The following is a 17583-nucleotide window of genomic DNA, read 5'->3' on the forward strand; positions in this document are numbered from 1 at the left end:
CTCCATTGTCTCTCGACAATCAGCACCGCCGATAATACGGCCCATGCCCCAAATTCAACTGACTCCCGCCGAGCGCCGGGAACAACGCGCCAATGCCCACCACCTGGACCCCGTCGTCCTGGTCGGCGGCGATGGACTCACCCCTGCGGTCAAGAAGGAAATCGACGCCGCCCTGAACGCCCATGGCCTGATCAAGGTGCGCGTTTTCAACGATGACCGCGTGGCGCGCGAGCTGATGTACCAGGAGCTGACCGCCGAACTCAACGCAGCCCCCATCCAGCACATCGGCAAGCTGCTGGTACTGTGGCGCCCCCAACCCGTCAAGGAACGTACGGTCGATGAGGACCGCATGCCCGGCCCACGCGACGTCAAGGTGCTCAAATACAGCAAGCGCGGCGGCCAGCGCCCCGAGATCAAGCAACTGCGCGTGCTGGGCAACCAGCGCCTCACTTCGGGCGGCCAGATCAAGCGCGCCAAGCCCAAGCAAAAATCCATCAAGAAGCGCCAGGCAGACTGATGAGCCACGATGCAGGTTCGGCAGTACCTGCAAACTTTGCAGCACCTGCCGGCATGGCGCCCGTCCGCCACATCCTCTGCATGAAGTGGGGCACGAAATACGGCCCCGAATACGTCAACCGGCTATATGCCATGGTGCGCAGGCACCTGAGCGGGGATTTTCGCTTTGTCTGCCTGACCGATGACAGCACGGGCATCCGCAGCGAAGTGCAGTGCCTGCCCATCCCCGCACTCGATCTGCCACCCGGCATCCCCGAGCGGGGCTGGACCAAGTTGGTCACTTTCAGCAAGGACCTGCACGGACTTCGAGGCACGGCCTTGTTCCTGGATGTGGACGTGGTCATCACCGGCAGCCTGGACGATTTTTTCACCCAGCCGGGTGAATTCCTGATCATCCACGACTACAAGCGCCCCTGGCGCATCACGGGCAACTCCTCGGTCTATCGCTTTGAGCTGGGAGCTCACCCCGACGTGCTGGAGCACTTTCGCGCGCATTTTTCAGAAATTCGTGAGCAGTTTCGCAACGAGCAGGCCTACTTGTCGGACTTCCTGCACCGGCAGGGCAAGTTGCAATACTGGCCTGCGGCCTGGTGCCCGAGTTTCAAATACCACGGGATACCGCCCTGGCCGACCAACTACTGGCGGCCGCCGTTTGTGCCAGCGGGCGCACGCATCGTGATCTTTCATGGGGAATGCAATCCCCCCGATGCTTTGGCCGGGCGGCGCAACCGGCGGTTTCGCTTCATTCGTCCGGCCACCTGGGTGGCGGAGCACTGGCGCGAATAGGCGGTTTGGAGGCAGCGCTGGTTGCGACCAGCGCTCGGTTCAGTCGTCTGCAGTGCCGTCAGGCCCGACCGGCAACAACGGCGGCTTCTGAACCTGGCGCAGTGTTTGCCACAACACGGCCAGTGCGCAGCACCACTGCAGCACATACATCACCGTCCCTACGCTGTGCCACAGGCGCAAATCCTGCCGCGCCACGATACGCGGCGCCACGCCAAACTGCGTGAGCAACGCCAGCAGCATGCCACCGAGTATAAAAACCATAGCAGCTTGCGCCCATGGATACTGCGCTATCGCCTGTTTTGGCCTTGAAATCAGCAGCAGAACCAGACAGCAGGCGACCGCCACCCAGGTCTGCGCCGCAAACAGCTTGGCCGCCATGTTGCCCGCCACCATGGGCGACGGAAGGTGGGCAAACAGCATGGGCACGACCAGAAACCCGATGGTAGTCAGGCTGCCCCACCAGAGCGCAGCGACCAAGGCAGGAAGGCGGTGGAACATGCCGTGCCCGCTCACTGGTAGCTGACCGCCACCACTTCGTAGCGGCGAATCCCGCCGGGGGCCTGCACTTCGGCGGTATCGCCCTCTTCCTTGCCGATCAAGGCGCGGGCGATGGGGCTCGAGATATTGATGAGCCCTTGCTTCAGATCTGCCTCGTCCTCACCCACGATCTGGTATTTCACGAGGTCGCCAGACTCTTCATCTTCCAGTTCGACCGTGGCGCCAAAGACGACCTTGCCGCCGCCATCCACGGCGCTGGGGTCGATCACCTGCGCCACCGATAGCTTGCCCTCGATCTCCTGGATGCGGCCTTCGATGAAGCCCTGGCGGTCCTTGGCGGCGTCATAGTCAGCGTTTTCGCTGAGGTCGCCCTGCGCGCGCGCTTCGGCAATTGCCGTGATCACAGCGGGGCGCTCTACGGTCTTGAGGCGGTGCAGTTCTTCCTTGAGCTTTTCAGCACCGCGCTTGGTAATCGGAATGGTGGCCATCGTGTTGCGTCTCCATAAATCAAAACGGTGAAAGCGCCAGAAGCACTTCCACCGGTCAATCGCCAGGCATGCCCGCGCTGCGCTGGGCGATGCGAATGGCAAGTCTACAAAAGGAAACCGCCGCACGTTGCCGCGCGGCGGTGTCTGTTCAGGCGGCAATTATGCCGCTTTTGCCGATGCTCAGGCAGCCAGTTGGGCGTGCAGCTCCTGCACCGAGTACACGTCGAGTTTGTCCAGGTACTTCATGCCCTCCACCGCCGCCTCGGCGCCAAAGATGGTCGTGAACGTGGTCACGCGGGCCAGCAGCGACGAGGTGCGGATCGCACGCGAATCGGCAATCGCATTTCGGCGCTCTTCCACGGTGTTGATGACCATGACGATCTCGTTGTTCTTGATCATGTCCACGATGTGCGGGCGGCCTTCGGTCACCTTGTTGACCACGCCCACAGGCACGCCAGCTTCGGCAATAGCAGCTGCAGTGCCCTTGGTCGCCACCAGCTCAAAGCCCAGCGCCACCAGTTGGCGGGCGATGTCCACGGCACGCGGCTTGTCGGCATTCTTCACCGTGAGGAACACCTTGCCCGATGTGGGCAGCTTGGTGCCCGCGCCCAGCTGGCTCTTCACAAAGGCTTCGCCAAAGGTCTTGCCCACGCCCATGACTTCGCCGGTGGACTTCATCTCTGGGCCGAGGATGGTGTCCACGCCAGGGAACTTCACGAACGGGAACACGGCCTCCTTCACGCTGAAGTACGGCGGTGTCACTTCCTTGGTGATGCCCTGCGAGGCCAGCGTTTGACCCGCCATGCAACGCGCCGCGACCTTGGCCAGCTGGATGCCCGTGGCCTTGGAAACGAACGGCACCGTGCGCGAGGCGCGGGGGTTCACTTCCAGCACGTAGATCACATCCTTGCCGTCCATCTCCTGGATGGCGAACTGCACGTTCATCAGTCCCACCACGTTCAAGCCCTGGGCCATGGCGGCGGTCTGGCGCTTGATCTCGTCGATGGTGGGCTGCGACAGGTAGTACGGGGGCAGTGAGCAGGCGGAGTCACCACTGTGCACGCCCGCCTGCTCGATGTGTTCCATGACCCCGCCGATGAAGGTGACGCCCGCCGAATCGCGCACGCAGTCCACGTCGCACTCGATAGCGTTGGAGAGGAAGCGGTCGAGCAGCACGGGCGAGTCGTTGCTTACCTTCACGGCCTCGCGCATGTAGCGCTCCAGGTCGCGCTGCTCGTGCACGATTTCCATCGCGCGGCCGCCCAGCACGTAGCTGGGGCGCACCACCAGGGGGTAGCCCAGAGCGGCGGCCTTTTCCAGGGCTTCGGGTTCGGTGCGTGCCGTGGCGTTGGGCGGCTGGCGCAGGCCGAGCTCACCCAGCAGCTTCTGGAAGCGCTCGCGGTCTTCAGCCGCGTCGATCATGTCGGGGCTGGTGCCGATGATCGGGACGCCAGCAGCTTCCAGACCCAGGGCAAGCTTCAGGGGCGTCTGACCGCCGTACTGCACGATCACGCCGACCGGCTTTTCCTTGTCCACAATCTCCAGCACGTCTTCGAGCGTCACGGGCTCGAAGTACAGGCGGTCGGAGGTGTCATAGTCGGTGGAGACGGTTTCGGGATTGCAGTTGACCATGATGGTCTCGTAGCCGTCTTCGCGCATAGCGAGGGCCGCATGCACGCAGCAGTAGTCGAACTCGATGCCCTGGCCGATGCGGTTGGGGCCACCGCCCAGCACCATGATCTTCTTGTTGTTCGTAGGCTCCGACTCGCATTCGGCGACACCACCGTGGGTGGCGACTTCGTAAGTGGAGTAGAGGTACGCGGTGTTGGTAGCGAACTCAGCCGCACAGGTGTCCACACGCTTGTACACGGGGCGCACTTTGAGCGCACGGCGTGCGTCGCGCACCGCCTTCTCGGTGGTCTTGAGCAGCTTGGCCAAGCGGCGGTCGGAGAAGCCTTTTTGCTTGAGCGTGAGCAGCGTGCCGGCATCCAGCGCCGCCAGGGCACCGTCACCCTTTTCGGCCACCAGCTTGTCGATGTCCAGCTCGATCTTCACGATCTGCTCAATCTGCACCAGGAACCACTTGTCGATCTTGGTCAGCTCAAACACTTCGTCGACCGACAGGCCCATGGCGAAGGCGTCACCCACGTACCAGATGCGCTCAGGGCCGGGCTCGCCCAGTTCCTTTTCGAGCGTCTCGCGGTCCTGGGTTTTCTCGTTCATGCCGTCCACGCCCACTTCCAGGCCGCGCAGGGCCTTCTGGAAGGATTCCTGGAAGGTGCGGCCCATGGCCATGACCTCGCCCACCGACTTCATCTGCGTGGTCAGGCGGCTGTCGGCCGTGGGGAATTTTTCGAACGCGAAGCGTGGGATCTTGGTGACCACGTAGTCGATCGAAGGCTCGAACGACGCAGGCGTCGCACCGCCCGTGATTTCGTTCTTGAGCTCGTCCAGCGTGTAGCCCACGGCCAGCTTGGCGGCGACCTTGGCGATGGGGAAGCCCGTGGCCTTGGAGGCCAGTGCCGAGGAGCGCGAGACGCGCGGGTTCATCTCGATCACGATCATGCGGCCGTCCTTCGGGTTCACGGAGAACTGCACGTTGGAGCCACCCGTGTCCACACCAATTTCACGCAGCACTGCCAGCGAGGCGTTGCGCATGATCTGGTATTCCTTGTCGGTCAGCGTCTGCGCGGGGGCCACGGTGATCGAGTCGCCGGTGTGCACACCCATCGGGTCCAGGTTTTCGATGGAGCAGATGATGATGCAGTTGTCCGCCTTGTCGCGGACCACTTCCATCTCATACTCTTTCCAGCCAAGCAGCGACTCTTCAATCAGCAGCTCATTGGTGGGCGAGGCTTCCAGGCCGCGCTTGCAGATGGTCTCGAACTCTTCAGGGTTGTAGGCAATGCCGCCGCCGGTGCCGCCCAGCGTGAAGCTGGGGCGGATCACCGTGGGGAAACCCACGGTCTTTTGCACGGCCCAGGCTTCGTCCATGCTGTGGGCGATGCCGGAGCGCGCGGAGCCCAGACCGATCTTGGTCATGGCGTCCTTGAACTTCAAGCGGTCTTCGGCCTTGTCGATGGCTTCGGGTGTGGCGCCGATGAGCTCCACCTTGTATTTGTCGAGCACGCCGTTGTGCCACAGGTCCAGCGCGCAGTTGAGCGCTGTCTGGCCACCCATGGTGGGCAGGATGGCGTCGGGACGCTCCTTGGCGATGATCTTCTCGACCGTCTGCCAAGTGATGGGCTCGATGTAGGTAACGTCGGCCGTGGCCGGGTCGGTCATGATCGTCGCAGGGTTGCTGTTGATCAGGATGACCTTGTAGCCCTCTTCGCGCAGGGCCTTGCAGGCCTGTACGCCGGAGTAGTCGAACTCGCAGGCCTGGCCGATGATGATGGGGCCAGCGCCGATGATGAGGATGCTTTTGATGTCTGTGCGTTTTGGCATGGTGCGTCGATCAGTCGATCGTGGGTTCGGCTGCCTGGGGGCTGGGGGTTGGGGCAGAGGCTGCTGTTGCATCTGCGGGCAAACGCCGCTGGGTCAACTTGGCAAGCAGCGCCTCGGCGCGTGCGGGAGGAAGGTTCTTCTGCATCAGCTGCAGCAGGCCGTCGCCCTGAATCAGCGGGCGCAAGACTTCTTCTTCCGCGTCATAAAACGTCACTTCCCACTCCTGCAGCAGCTCTGCAAAGGCGGCATCGTCCAGCGTCTTGCCCTTGGCCACGAGCGTGACGAGCGGCATGGCCTTGTTCTCGACGAACGCTTTCTTGTAGGGCTTTTGCGCCCAACGTTCCGTGAACCACTCACGGTGGGGCGAAGGCAGGGTCAGGACACGCTTGTGGATCGCCTTTTCCAGCGATGCAAGGGGGAAGCTGAACAGTTTCATGGTGCTGTTTCCTTCCGCGCTTAACCGGCTTTTGCCGCGCGCATGGCGTCGGTGAAGCGGTCAAAGAGGTATGCGATGTCGTGCGGACCTGGGGATGCCTCAGGATGCCCCTGGAAACAGAAAGCGGGCTTGTCCTTGTGGACCAGCCCTTGCAGCGTGCCGTCAAACAGGCTGACGTGCGTGGCGCGCAGATGAGCAGGAAGCGATTCCATGTCCACCGCAAAACCGTGGTTCTGGCTCGTGATGCTCACGCGGCCCGTGTCCAGGTCCTTCACCGGGTGGTTGGCACCATGGTGGCTGTGGGTCATCTTGAAGGTCTTGGCACCAGCAGCCAGGGCCATGATCTGGTGCCCCAGGCAGATGCCGAACGTGGGCATGCCACTGTCCACAATCGTGCGGGTCGCTGCAATCGCGTAGTCGCAAGGCTCTGGGTCGCCAGGGCCGTTGGACAGAAAAACGCCATCGGGCTTGAGAGCCAGCACATCAGCGGCCGGCGTCTTCGCGGGCACCACGGTGACCTTGCAGCCACGTTCCGCCAGCATGCGCAGGATGTTCTTCTTCACGCCGAAGTCGTACGCCACCACATGAAACTGTGGGGCCGACAGTTCGCCGTAGCCAGTACCCAGTTTCCACTCTGTCTGCGTCCACTCATAACGCGCTGCCGTGGTAACCACCTGGGCCAGGTCCAGCCCGGCCATGTTGGGGGCCGCCTTGGCCTTGGCGATGGCTTCGTCGATGAGCGCCTGCGTGACAGGCTGCCCTGCAGCAAGGCCGATGATGGTGCCGTTTTGCGCACCCTTGCTGCGCAGCAGGCGCGTGAGCTTTCGGGTGTCGATGTTGGCGATGGCAACGGTCTTCTCACGCACGAGGTATTGCGTGAGCGTTTCCGTGGAGCGGAAGTTGCTTGCCAGCAGGGGCAGGTCTTTGATGATCAGGCCTGCGGCGTGGACCTTGTCGGCTTCGATGTCCTCCACATTGACGCCGTAGTTGCCGATGTGCGGATACGTGAGGGTCACGATCTGCTGGCAGTAGCTCGGGTCGGTGAGGATTTCCTGGTAGCCGGTGATGGCGGTGTTGAACACCACTTCGCCGACAGTGGTGCCGGTGGCACCAATCGAATTGCCGATAAAGACCGTGCCGTCTGCGAGCGCCAGGATGGCGGGCGGGAAGTTTCCCTGTAGAGACAAAAGCACTGGGTTCTCCGGATGGTTACGGTCGCCCGGCGCCTGCAGTCCACTCGTGCACGCAAAGGTACGCAAGTGCTGGTGGCTGCTCTCAGATGGGTTGTTGCTTTGGGTGCGGTCGGGCGACGCTGTTGCGAGAAAAGCTCCCGATTATATCCTTCATGGCGCGCTCACCAGCAAATGCGCGTCTTGCATAACCTTGTTACGTAAGCAAGTGTTCCAGGCATTTCAGAGGACAACGGGCACCCTAGACTTCGCCCCGTTTCCCTACCGCCCCCACTCCAAAGGCTGATCCCGATGCGCATTTTTCTCCGCCCCCTCGCCCTTTTCCTGGCAGGCCTGTGTGCCGCCATGGCCGCTCAGGCCCTGGAGCTGGCGAAATACCCCCAGGTCTTCGTGGCGCCCCAGGGCGTTGAAGTCGTGCTGGCCCCCACCGCAGACGGCAAGCAGGCCCTGGTGCGAGTGAGCGGCATCAACGACCCCATCGATCAGGTCGTCTTCCTGAGCCAGTTGGAGCAACGGGGCTCGGCGCGCGAGGTATACGCCACCACGCTCGATGGCCGCAGCTACGGTCTGCTGCAAAAGCAGAACCAGGCCTATCGCAATGGCGACCACTATGTGGTGTACCTGCCAGGCAAGCGCGATGGCGTGCCACTGGCCTTCAGTGAAGAAAAGAGCAAGGCCTTCAAGCTGGCAGACCTGCTGGCAAGCTACAAAGGCCAACAAAAGCAGGGCCTGCAGGACAAGCTGGCCCGCTTTGACCGTAACAAGCGCCTGGCCAGCGTGCAGACCGAACTGGCCAAGGCCGACCAGGACGCCACCGCTGCATGCAGTACGCCAGTGAAGACCAACGTTGACTGGGCCACGATTGACGACGAAAAACTCCAGTCGCTGAGCATCGGCAGCTTCTGCGGCGTGGTGGCATCAGAGCTGGAGTCCATGTGCCGCAACACCCCCGCCTTCAAAAGCACGGCATCCGGCCTGGGCTTGGTGCAATGCAAGTTCGCGCCGCAGCTGAAAATCCGGGTGGAGAACCAGCAGGTGCTGTTCAGCACGGAGAAGGACGCCCCCAACCAGGAAGAATTCGTGCGCCAGTTCCTGCGCAATCTCTAAAAAAGTGAGGCGCTCCGCCCCCTGAGATCTGCTGGAAACGATCAAGAAGCGGTGGCTTCAGCGCCCGGCGCCGCTCGCATGCAGACAGATCGCTGCAGCGGCCGCCACATTGAGCGACTCTTCGCCGCCCGGTTGTGCAATGCGGATGCGCAGAGCGGCACGCTCTTCCAGTGCAGGGGAAACGCCCTGCCCTTCGTGGCCCAACACCCATGCACACGGCCAGGGCAAGGAGGCACGGTGCAACCAGTCTCCGGCGTGCGAGCTGGTCACAAGCATGGGCACCTGCAGCGATTGAAGCTCGCCGTGCTCCACGCCCTCGATCAGGTCCAGCGCGAAATGCGCACCCATGCCCGCCCGCAGCACCTTGGGGGACCACAATGCGGCGCTGCCCTTGATGGCAACCACCTGCCGGAAGCCAAACGCGGACGCACTGCGCAGGATGGAGCCCACGTTGCCAGCGTCCTGCACACGGTCCAGCACCACGGTCGCCGCACCCGGATGCACCGCAGCGGGCGCGGGCAAATCCATGATGAAACCCATCCGAGCGGGCGACTCCAGCCCACTGATGTCGGCAAACAGTGCGTCAGCAATTACTATGATTTTCATAGCTGCTTGCGCCCACTCTACCTGCGCCATCGGCCAAAAAGACTCTGAAAACACCGCGATGGATGCGCGCTGGCCACGCTCCAGGGCCGCGCGGCAAAGGTGATCGCCCTCCAGCCAAACCCGGCCTTGCTTGCGGTAGGCCGTGGTGTCCTGCGCAAGACGGCGCAGGTCTTTCACGAACGTGTTGTCCCGCGAATGGATGGTGGTGATCGAGGAGGATGTCATGGGTGGGCAGGTTCAGCCGCGCAGATTCTGCGCCACGGGCGCAAAGGAACGCCGGTGGTGGACGCACGCGCCGTGCTCGCGCAGGGCCGCCATGTGCACCGCCGTGCCATAGCCTTTGTGGCCCGCAAATCCGTATTGGGGAAATTCTTCATGCACCTGCACACACCAGCGGTCACGGTGCACCTTGGCCAGGATCGACGCGGCCGAGATGGCCGGCACCAGCGCATCGCCCTTGACGATGGCCTCAGCCTGGATGTCGAGCGTGGGCAGCCGATTGCCATCGACGAGGACCATGACGGGCTTCAGGCGCAGCCCCATCACGGCCCGCCGCATGGCCAGCATCGTGGCCTGCAGGATGTTGAGCTGATCGATCTCTTCCACGCTGGCCTCGGCAATGCTGCAGCACAGCGCCTTGGCGCGGATTTCGTCGTAGAGCTTTTCGCGCCGGGCGGGCGTGAGCTTCTTGGAGTCTGCCAGGCCTGCGATGGGATGCAGATCGTCCAGGATGACTGCAGCAGCCACCACAGGCCCCGCCAGCGGGCCACGGCCCGCTTCATCCACGCCGGCCACAAGGCCTGGCGGATGCCAGGGCAGGCAGGCCTGTTCAGGCAGCGGGATGGAGGATTTTCTGGATCGCATCGGCAGCCAGTTGGGGAGTGTTGCGGCGCAGGCTCTCGTGCAGCGCCGTAAAGCGCTGCTCCAGGGCCGTGATTTTTTCGGGATGGTGCTGGCGGGCATCCAGCCATTGGAGTGTTGCCGCACAAAGCGCCTGGGGTGTCGCGGCATCCTGGATCAGCTCGGGCACGACGAAGTCGCCACACAGGATGTTGGGCAAGCCCACCCAGGGCTGCAACTGCTTGCGGCGCATAAGCCACCAGCTCAATGGGTGCATGTGGTAGCCAATGACCATGGGGCGCTTGAACAGGGCCGCCTCCAGCGTGGCGGTGCCACTGGCGATCAGCGTGGTGTCGCAGGCTGCGAGCACGGCGTGGGATTGCCCGGAAACGATTTGCACCACACCGCCCAGCCCAGCGGCCTGCGCTGCCTGCACGATGCGTTCGCGCAGCGCTGGCACGGCAGGCACTATCAATTTAATAGCTGGTCGCGCTTTTCTGACAAGCGCTGCAGCCTCAAAGAAGGGTTGAGTGATGTAGGCGACCTCCGAAGAGCGGCTGCCCGGCAGAATGGCGAGCACCTCGTCCGTATCCTGCAGCCCGAGCTGGGCACGGGCCGCAGCGCGGTCCGGCACCATGGGAATCACACCCGCCAGCGGGTGCCCCACGTAGGTGGCGGCGATGCCATGCCGCGCGAGCAGTTCAGGCTCGAACGGAAAGATGCACAACACGTGATCAGCGCTGCGGCGAATCTTCTCGACGCGTTCCGCGCGCCAGGCCCAGATGGAGGGGCACACGAAATGCACCGTCTTGATGCCCGCAGCGCGCAGGTCAGCTTCCAGCCCCAGGTTGAAATCAGGGGCATCCACACCGATGAAGACATCCGGGCTGTCCTTGAGCAACCGCTCACGCAGTTGCTTGCGAATGCCCAGCAACTCGCGCAGACGGCGCAGCACTTCCATGCTGTAGCCATGCACGGCCAACTTCTCGCTGGGCCACCAGGCATCAAAACCCCGGCGTTGCATTTGCGGGCCACCAATGCCGCAGGTCTGCAGGTCTGGCCAATGGGCCTGCATGCCGTCGATCAACAGACCGGCCAGCAGGTCGCCCGATGTCTCGCCCGCCACCATGGCGACGCGGGGGGAAGCAGCCATCACCCAGCCCTCAGCGCGCTATGCCGCGCGTGGCGTCGGCCAGGAACCGCTCCATCATCGCGGCATCCTCGCTGGCCTGCGGTGCGGACTGCACCAGCTCAGCAATGGCGGCTCGTGCAGCCTCCAGCGTGAGGCCCTGGCGGTAGATCAGCTTGTGCATCTGCTTGACAGCAGCAATGCGCTCTGGCGAGAAGCCGCGGCGGCGCAACCCCACCACGTTATAGCCCCGCACGGCCAGCGGGTTGCCATCCACCAGCATGAAGGGGGGCACGTCCTGCGACACTGCGCTGGCAAAGCCCACCATGGCATGCGCCCCGACCTTGACGAACTGGTGGATGCCGGTAAGCCCGCCCACCGTCACCCAATCGCCCAGGTGGACATGGCCTGCCAGGGTGGTGTTGTTGGCCAGCGTGGTGTGGTTGCCCACATGGCAATCATGGGCGATGTGGGTGTACGCCATGATCCAGTTGTCGTCCCCCACCGTGGTGATGCCACCGGCCTGGGGCACACCGAGGTTCAGGGTGCAGAACTCGCGGATGGTGTTGCGGTCGCCGATGACCAGTTCGGTAGGCTCGCCCGCATATTTCTTGTCCTGCGGGATGGCGCCGATGGAGTTGAACTGAAAGATGCGGTTGTCGGCGCCAATCGTCGTGCGCCCGTCAATGACGCAATGTGCGCCGACCGCCGTGCCCGCACCGATCGACACATGCTCACCAATAACCGCATACGGTCCCACCGTGACCGAAGGGTCCAGGCGTGCGCCGTCCGCAACAATGGCAGTGGGATGAATATTGCTCACGATCCAACAGGCCCGGGTCGGTCAACCCACGCTGCGCATGGTGCACATGAGTTCGGCCTCGCAGGCCACCTCTTCGCCCACGCTGGCCACGCCCTTGAACTTCCAGATGCCGCCACGAACGCGATCGATGGTGATGCTCAGGATCAACTGGTCGCCGGGCTCCACCGGGCGCTTGAAACGCGCGCCATCAATGCCCACAAAGTAGTAGATATTGTTCTCATCGGGCACCTTGCCCATGGCATCAAACGCCAGCAAGCCCGCAGCCTGGGCCAGCGCCTCCAGGATCAACACACCCGGCATCACGGGACGTCCGGGGAAATGCCCCATGAAATAGGGCTCATTGAACGTCACGTTCTTGATGGCCTTGATGCGGGTGTTGCTCTCAAGCTCGATCACTTTGTCCACCAGCAGGAACGGGTAGCGGTGGGGCAGTTGCTTGAGAATTGCGTGAATATCCATCATCGAGTTGTTCTTCCGTTCATGCTGCCTTGAGAGCCTGCTCAAGCGCCTTGATGCGCTCCCGCAAGCTGTGCAGTTGTTTGAGTGTTGCAGCGTTTTTTTCCCAGCGCGCATTGTCGTCGATGGGAAACATGCCCGTGTATTGCCCAGGCCGCGTGAGCGAGCGTGTGACCACGGTAGCTGCCGAGATATGCACGTTGTCGGCCAGCTCCAGATGGCCCAGCACAATCGCCCCGCCGCCCACAGTGCAGTGCGCGCCAATGGTCGCGCTGCCAGCCACCCCCACACACCCAGCCATGGCCGAGTGCTTGCCGATGTGCACGTTGTGGCCGATCTGGATCAGGTTGTCGAGCTTGACACCATCTTCGATGACCGTGTCTTGCAGCGCGCCCCGGTCGATGCAGGTGTTGGCGCCGATCTCGACGTCGTCTCCGATGCGCACGGCACCGAGCTGCTCGATCTTGACCCACTGCCCTTGTTCGGGCGCAAAGCCAAAACCATCCGCGCCGATCACCACACCGGCGTGCACGATGCAACGCGCGCCGATGGTGCAGCCTTCGCCCACGGTCACACGCGACTTGAGGATGGTCCCCGCGCCCACCTGCGCTCCACGCTCCACCACACACAGCGGCCCAATGGTCGCAGTGGGGTGCACCAGTGCCATCGGATCGACCACTGCACTGGCGTGCACGCCCGCCTGTTGCGCTGGCGCATTGCGTTGCCGCCACAATTGGGTGGCACGCGCGAAATACACGTAGGGGTTGTCCGCCACGATGCAGGCACCACGTGCCAGAGCGGCATCGCGCATGGCAGGCGCCACAATGACACAGGCCGCCCGGGAGGCGGCCAGTTGCTGTTGGTAGCGGGGGTTGCTCAAGAAACTGAGATCTCCCGGCCCGGCAACCTCCAGGGGCGCGATGCGGGAGATGACGACATCCCGTGTCGCACCTCCTTCCAGCGAGCCACCGAGCGCATCAACTATGTGCCCAAGAAGCAAGCTCACGCGCCACCTGTCCAGGGCTGTGGCTTACTTGCCAGCAGAGGCATTCAGCGCCTTGATCACCTTGTCGGTGATGTCATGCTTGGGGTTGATGTAGACGGCCTCCTGGAGGATCACGTCGTACTTCTCGGCTTCAGCCACTTGCTTGACGACCTTGTTCGCACGTTCGAGCACCTGGGACAGTTCCTCGTTCTTGCGGGCGCTCAGGTCTTCCTGGAACTCGCGGCGCTTGCGCTGGAATTCACGGTCCTGGTCCACCAGCTGGCGCTGGCGGGTCGTGCGCTGGCTTTCAGCCATCGTGGGGGCTTCGCGTTCGAATTTCTCTGTGGCGGTCTTCAGGGTACTGCCCATGTCCACCAGTTCTTTCTCGCGACGGGAGAACTCCTGCTCCAGCTTGGCCTGTGCAGCCTTGGCAGTGCTGGCCTCACGGAAGATGCGGTCTGTATTGACAAAACCGGCTTTGAACGACTCTTGAGCTTGCGCAGGGGCAGCCACGGCCATGGAGCCAAGCAGCAGAGCCAAAGAGATATGGCGAGAAATGGATTTCATTAGAAAGACGTTCCAATCTGGAATTGCAGTTTCTGGATTCTATCGCCGGCGAACTTGCGCACCGGTTGCGCAAAAGCCAGACGCAAAGGACCGAGCGGGGAAATCCAGCTCAAGCCCAGGCCCACGGAAGAACGCATGTCACTGAAGGTAACTTTTTCGTTTTCTCCGTACACATTACCCACGTCAAAGAAGGTAAATACACGCAGCGTCCGGTCGTTCCCTGCACCCGGGAACGGCGCGATCAGCTCCGCGTTCAGCGTCACCTTCTTTGGCCCCCCCAAAGAGGCCCCCGTCACGTCGCGCGGACCCAGGGTACCCTGGTCAAAGCCACGCACCGAGCCCAACCCGCCCGAATAGAAATTCTTGAACACCGGGAACGGCCGGCCATTCATGCCCTTGCCGATACCCACCTCGCCATTGAAGGCGATGGTGAAACGTTTGTTCAGCGGTACGTACTGCTGGTACTGGTAGTTGGCCCGCACATAGCGAGCATCCCCAGCCACCGACCATTCTGAATTGAGGCGCTGATAGCGGCCGGAATTCGGTGCCAGAGCGCTGTCGCGGTCGTCCCGCGACCAACCGATCGTCAAAGGAATGGAGGTGCTGCTGTAGCCAAACTGGTCGGCATAAGCCAGGTAGGTGGCGGGAATGTTCGTCCCCGCCTTGATCTTGGTCTGCTCCAGCCCACCGCCAAAGAACACGGTATCGGTTTCACTGAACGGAACACCGAATCGCACCGACGTGCCGGTGGTCACCAACTCGTAGTTACCGCCCTGGTCTTTGTAAGGCTTGTCCGTGCGGTAGTACACGTCCAGCGTGCGAGAAATACCGTCGGGAGTGAAGTACGGATTGGTGGTGCTGAACACGAGCGTGCGGCGGTACTTGCTGGTGTTGACATCAATGCCCAGGTAGTTGCCAGAGCCAAAAATGTTCTCTTGCTTGATACCAAACGACAGCGACACCTTTTCGGCGCTGGAAAAACCCACCCCCATCTGCAGCGACCCGGTGGGTTTTTCTGCCACGTTGATCACCAGGTCCACCTGGTCTGGAGAGCCCGGCACCTCCTGGGTCTCCACATTGACCTCGGTGAAGAAGCCCAGGCGGTCCACGCGATCACGCGACAGGCGGATTTTTTCACCGTCGTACCAGGAGGCTTCGTACTGGCGGAACTCGCGGCGGATCACTTCGTCGCGTGTGCGGTTGTTGCCGCTCACATTGATGCGGCGCACATAGGCACGGCGCGAGGGCTCCGCCTGCAGAACAAAAGCAACGCGGTTGTTTTCGCGGTCAATCTCTGGCACGGCTTCTACCCGCGCGAACGCAAAGCCAAACCGGGAGAAATACTCGGAAAACGCCTTGGTCGTTTCAGTGACCTGGTCCGCGTTGTAGGGTTCGCCAGGGCGAATGGTGACCAGGGACTTGAACTCATCTTCACGGTCCAGGTAGTTGCCTTCCAGCTTCACGCCAGACACCACATAGCGCTCACCTTCGGTCACATTGACAGTGATGGAAATGTCCTGCTTGTCGGGCGAAATAGCGACCTGGGTGGAATCGACACGGAATTCGAGATAGCCGCGCTGCAGGTAGTAGGAGCGCAGGGTTTCCAGATCGGCGTTGAGCTTGGCACGTGAATAGCGGTCCGACTTGGTGTACCAGCTGAGCCAGCCACCGGTGTCCTGATCAAACAGGCCTTTGAGCGTGGATTCGCTGAAGGCCTTGTTGCCAACAATGCGTACTTCCTTGATGCGGGCGGGATCGCCTTCGACCACGGTGAAAGTCAGGTTGACACGATTGCGCTCGATCGGGGTCACGGTCGTGACGACCTCGGCGCCATAGAGGCTCTTGTTGATGTACTGGCGCTTGAGCTCCTGCTCGGCACGGTCGGTCAGCGCCTTGTCATAGGGACGACCCTCGGTCAGACCGACATCCCGCATGGCCTTCTTCAGCGCGTCCTTGTCAAACTCGCGGGTACCGGCGAAATCCACGTCGGCCACAGTGGGGCGCTCCTCCACCACAACCACCAGCACATTGCCAGTCGCCTCCAGGCGCACGTCCTTGAACAGGCCCAGACCAAAAAGTGCGCGAATGGCAGCTGCGCCCTTCTCGTCGTTGTAGTCGTCACCAACCCGCAGTGGCATGGAGGCAAACACGGTGCCGGGCTCGACGCGCTGCAGCCCCTCGACGCGGATGTCCTGCACCTTGAAAGGCTCCAGAGCCCATGCCGCATTGGCGGCAAAAATCATGGCTGCAACGGCCGATGCGGTACGCACGCCCAGGCGATTGATGTGTTTTTTCATGAATGAAGCTGGCGCCGCAGTTGCAGGGCAAGCGCGGCAAAAGTGTTAGCCAAAGAGCCGAGTGATATCGTTGAACAGGGCAATGGACATCATGAGAAGCAAGACCGCAACGCCTCCACGCTGCAGGCGCTCCATCCACGCGTCTGAAACCCCCCTGCCCGTGACACCCTCCCAAAGATAATACATCAGGTGCCCTCCGTCCAAGACGGGCAGCGGCAGGAGGTTGAGCACGCCCAGGCTCACGCTGATCAGGGCGAGGAAAACGAGGTACTGCGTCAGGCCCAGGCTGGCAGAACGCCCGGCATAGTCGGCGATGGTCAAGGGCCCGCTGATGTTCTTGAGAGATGCCTCACCAATCACCATGCGGCCCATCATGCGCAGCGTCAATACCGACACATCCCAGGTCTTGACCACACCGGCCCAAGCGCCTTCCAACACGCCATATTCAACGGTCACGAAATCAGGTGGAGCGCCAACATAGGCCCCAATGCGGCCTATGGTCGCGCCCAGTTCCGGCTTGGCCTCCGGCAAAACATCCAAGGTCAGCACCTGCCCCGCGCGATCCACGCGCCAAGGCTGGGCCAGTGGCTCGCTGCCACGCACGGACTGCCGGATCAACTCGCGCAGCTGCTGGCCATCCACCACATCGATGGCACCAATCTTGAGCACTACATCCCCTTGGCGCAATCCGGCGCGCGCAGCGGCTCCGTCAGGCATGACCTCGCCCAGCACCGGACGTGTCCATGGCCCCAGAATGCCTATTTTGCGAAACAGCTGGGCGTCTGCTTCGCGGCTGTCGATCTTCGACATGTCCAGCACAATTTCCCGGTGTGCAGCCCCCGACTGTGGCTGCACATCCAGGCGCACGTTCACCCCCTCCAGGGCACCGCGAGTAAGCAGCCAGCGCAAATCTTCAAACGACCGCACGGGTTCCAGGTCGTCAGAACCCAATGCTGCCTGCGCGACCAGTTCACCGCCACGCAGGCCCGCGCTCTGCGCCACGGAACCAGCCACCGGGCTGGCCAGGACCGCCTTGGGCTCCTCCACCCCGTTCCAGTTGACGATGGAATACAGCAGCACGGCCAGCAGCAGATTCGCAACAGGGCCTGCGGCCACGATGGCAGCGCGAGACCGCAGAGGTTGGGTGTTGAAGGCCAGATGCCGCTCTTCGGGGGGCACAGGCGCTTCCCGCTCGTCCAGCATGCGCACGTATCCACCCAGCGGAAACGCCCCCAGGACAAACTCCGTGGGCGAGCCCTTGGGCTGCCAGCGCAGCAACGGGTTGCCAAAGCCCACCGAGAAGCGCAGCACCTTCACTCCGCACGCCACGGCCACCCGGTAGTGGCCGTATTCGTGTACGGCAATCAGAAGGCCGAGGGCCACGATGAAGGCAACGATGGTGAGGAGCATGT

General features: G+C 62.5%; 17 protein-coding genes. 3 read left to right on the forward strand and 14 right to left on the reverse strand.

The window, feature by feature from the left end:
• The first annotated feature begins 43 nt into the window (after positions 1 to 43).
• Entirely contained in the window at positions 44 to 517 is a 474-nt protein-coding gene (locus NFX52_RS11450) for a YhbY family RNA-binding protein (RefSeq protein WP_055398227.1), read from the forward strand.
• Positions 517 to 1302 (forward strand): hypothetical protein, encoded by a 786-nt coding sequence (locus tag NFX52_RS11455; RefSeq protein WP_055398228.1) that lies wholly within the window; start codon positions 517 to 519, stop codon positions 1300 to 1302. Before NFX52_RS11450 ends, NFX52_RS11455 begins: the two co-directional genes overlap by 1 nt.
• A gap of 39 nt (positions 1303 to 1341) precedes the next feature.
• Here the strand turns inward: NFX52_RS11455 and NFX52_RS11460 are convergent, their stop codons facing one another.
• The 5 genes from NFX52_RS11460 to carA all read right to left on the reverse strand — a co-directional run bounded on the left by NFX52_RS11460 (position 1342) and on the right by carA (position 7364).
• Entirely contained in the window at positions 1342 to 1800 is a 459-nt protein-coding gene (locus NFX52_RS11460) for a DUF4149 domain-containing protein (protein ID WP_055398229.1), read from the reverse strand.
• Between the two features lie 11 nt (positions 1801 to 1811).
• Positions 1812 to 2288, reverse strand: a complete 477-nt coding sequence (greA, locus tag NFX52_RS11465) for a transcription elongation factor GreA (RefSeq protein ID WP_055398230.1) — start codon at positions 2286 to 2288, stop codon at positions 1812 to 1814.
• A gap of 180 nt (positions 2289 to 2468) precedes the next feature.
• Positions 2469 to 5735, reverse strand: a complete 3267-nt coding sequence (gene carB / locus NFX52_RS11470) for a carbamoyl-phosphate synthase large subunit (RefSeq protein WP_055398231.1) — start codon at positions 5733 to 5735, stop codon at positions 2469 to 2471.
• A 10-nt stretch (positions 5736 to 5745) separates the two neighbouring features.
• On the reverse strand, positions 5746 to 6171 hold the full coding sequence (locus tag NFX52_RS11475) for a hypothetical protein (protein WP_055398232.1): 426 nt from the start codon (positions 6169 to 6171) through the stop codon (positions 5746 to 5748).
• A 20-nt stretch (positions 6172 to 6191) separates the two neighbouring features.
• The gene (carA, locus tag NFX52_RS11480) at positions 6192 to 7364 is read right to left on the reverse strand and encodes a glutamine-hydrolyzing carbamoyl-phosphate synthase small subunit (RefSeq protein ID WP_055398233.1); all 1173 of its coding nucleotides are present in this window, start codon (positions 7362 to 7364) and stop codon (positions 6192 to 6194) included.
• A gap of 288 nt (positions 7365 to 7652) precedes the next feature.
• On the opposite strand from carA, the gene NFX52_RS11485 reads away from it, so the two are divergent.
• The gene (locus NFX52_RS11485; RefSeq protein WP_055398234.1) at positions 7653 to 8468 is read left to right on the forward strand and encodes a hypothetical protein; all 816 of its coding nucleotides are present in this window, start codon (positions 7653 to 7655) and stop codon (positions 8466 to 8468) included.
• 57 nt (positions 8469 to 8525) lie between these two features.
• On the opposite strand, the gene NFX52_RS11490 is transcribed toward NFX52_RS11485, so the two are convergent.
• From NFX52_RS11490 to rseP, 9 genes are read right to left on the reverse strand one after another with little or no spacing between them, the layout of a single operon-like run.
• Entirely contained in the window at positions 8526 to 9299 is a 774-nt protein-coding gene (locus tag NFX52_RS11490; protein WP_055398235.1) for a TrmH family RNA methyltransferase, read from the reverse strand.
• Between the two features lie 12 nt (positions 9300 to 9311).
• Entirely contained in the window at positions 9312 to 9938 is a 627-nt protein-coding gene (gene rnhB, locus NFX52_RS11495; protein WP_055398236.1) for a ribonuclease HII, read from the reverse strand.
• Entirely contained in the window at positions 9904 to 11067 is a 1164-nt protein-coding gene (lpxB, locus tag NFX52_RS11500; RefSeq protein WP_055398237.1) for a lipid-A-disaccharide synthase, read from the reverse strand. The genes rnhB and lpxB overlap by 35 nt, the downstream gene beginning before the upstream one ends.
• Before the next feature lie 10 nt (positions 11068 to 11077).
• A complete protein-coding gene (lpxA, locus tag NFX52_RS11505) occupies positions 11078 to 11866 on the reverse strand; it encodes an acyl-ACP--UDP-N-acetylglucosamine O-acyltransferase (RefSeq protein WP_055398238.1) in 789 nt (262 codons plus the stop codon).
• A gap of 21 nt (positions 11867 to 11887) precedes the next feature.
• Positions 11888 to 12328 carry a 3-hydroxyacyl-ACP dehydratase FabZ gene (gene fabZ, locus NFX52_RS11510; RefSeq protein WP_010457855.1) on the reverse strand — a complete coding sequence of 147 codons (441 nt, stop codon included), beginning with the start codon at positions 12326 to 12328 and terminating at the stop codon, positions 11888 to 11890.
• A 16-nt stretch (positions 12329 to 12344) separates the two neighbouring features.
• Positions 12345 to 13328, reverse strand: coding sequence for a UDP-3-O-(3-hydroxymyristoyl)glucosamine N-acyltransferase (gene lpxD, locus NFX52_RS11515; RefSeq protein WP_055398239.1), 984 nt, complete (start codon positions 13326 to 13328; stop codon positions 12345 to 12347).
• A gap of 24 nt (positions 13329 to 13352) precedes the next feature.
• Positions 13353 to 13874: an OmpH/Skp family outer membrane protein gene (locus tag NFX52_RS11520; RefSeq protein WP_055398240.1), complete on the reverse strand. Its 522-nt coding sequence runs from the start codon at positions 13872 to 13874 to the stop codon at positions 13353 to 13355.
• Positions 13874 to 16171 carry an outer membrane protein assembly factor BamA gene (gene bamA, locus NFX52_RS11525; protein WP_055398241.1) on the reverse strand — a complete coding sequence of 766 codons (2298 nt, stop codon included), beginning with the start codon at positions 16169 to 16171 and terminating at the stop codon, positions 13874 to 13876. The genes NFX52_RS11520 and bamA overlap by 1 nt, the downstream gene beginning before the upstream one ends.
• Before the next feature lie 45 nt (positions 16172 to 16216).
• A complete protein-coding gene (gene rseP / locus NFX52_RS11530) occupies positions 16217 to 17581 on the reverse strand; it encodes an RIP metalloprotease RseP (protein ID WP_055398242.1) in 1365 nt (454 codons plus the stop codon).
• Between the last annotated feature and the right edge of the window lie 2 nt (positions 17582 to 17583).

This window comes from Acidovorax facilis, from assembly GCF_023913775.1.
Classification (GTDB): domain Bacteria; phylum Pseudomonadota; class Gammaproteobacteria; order Burkholderiales; family Burkholderiaceae_C; genus Acidovorax; species Acidovorax facilis.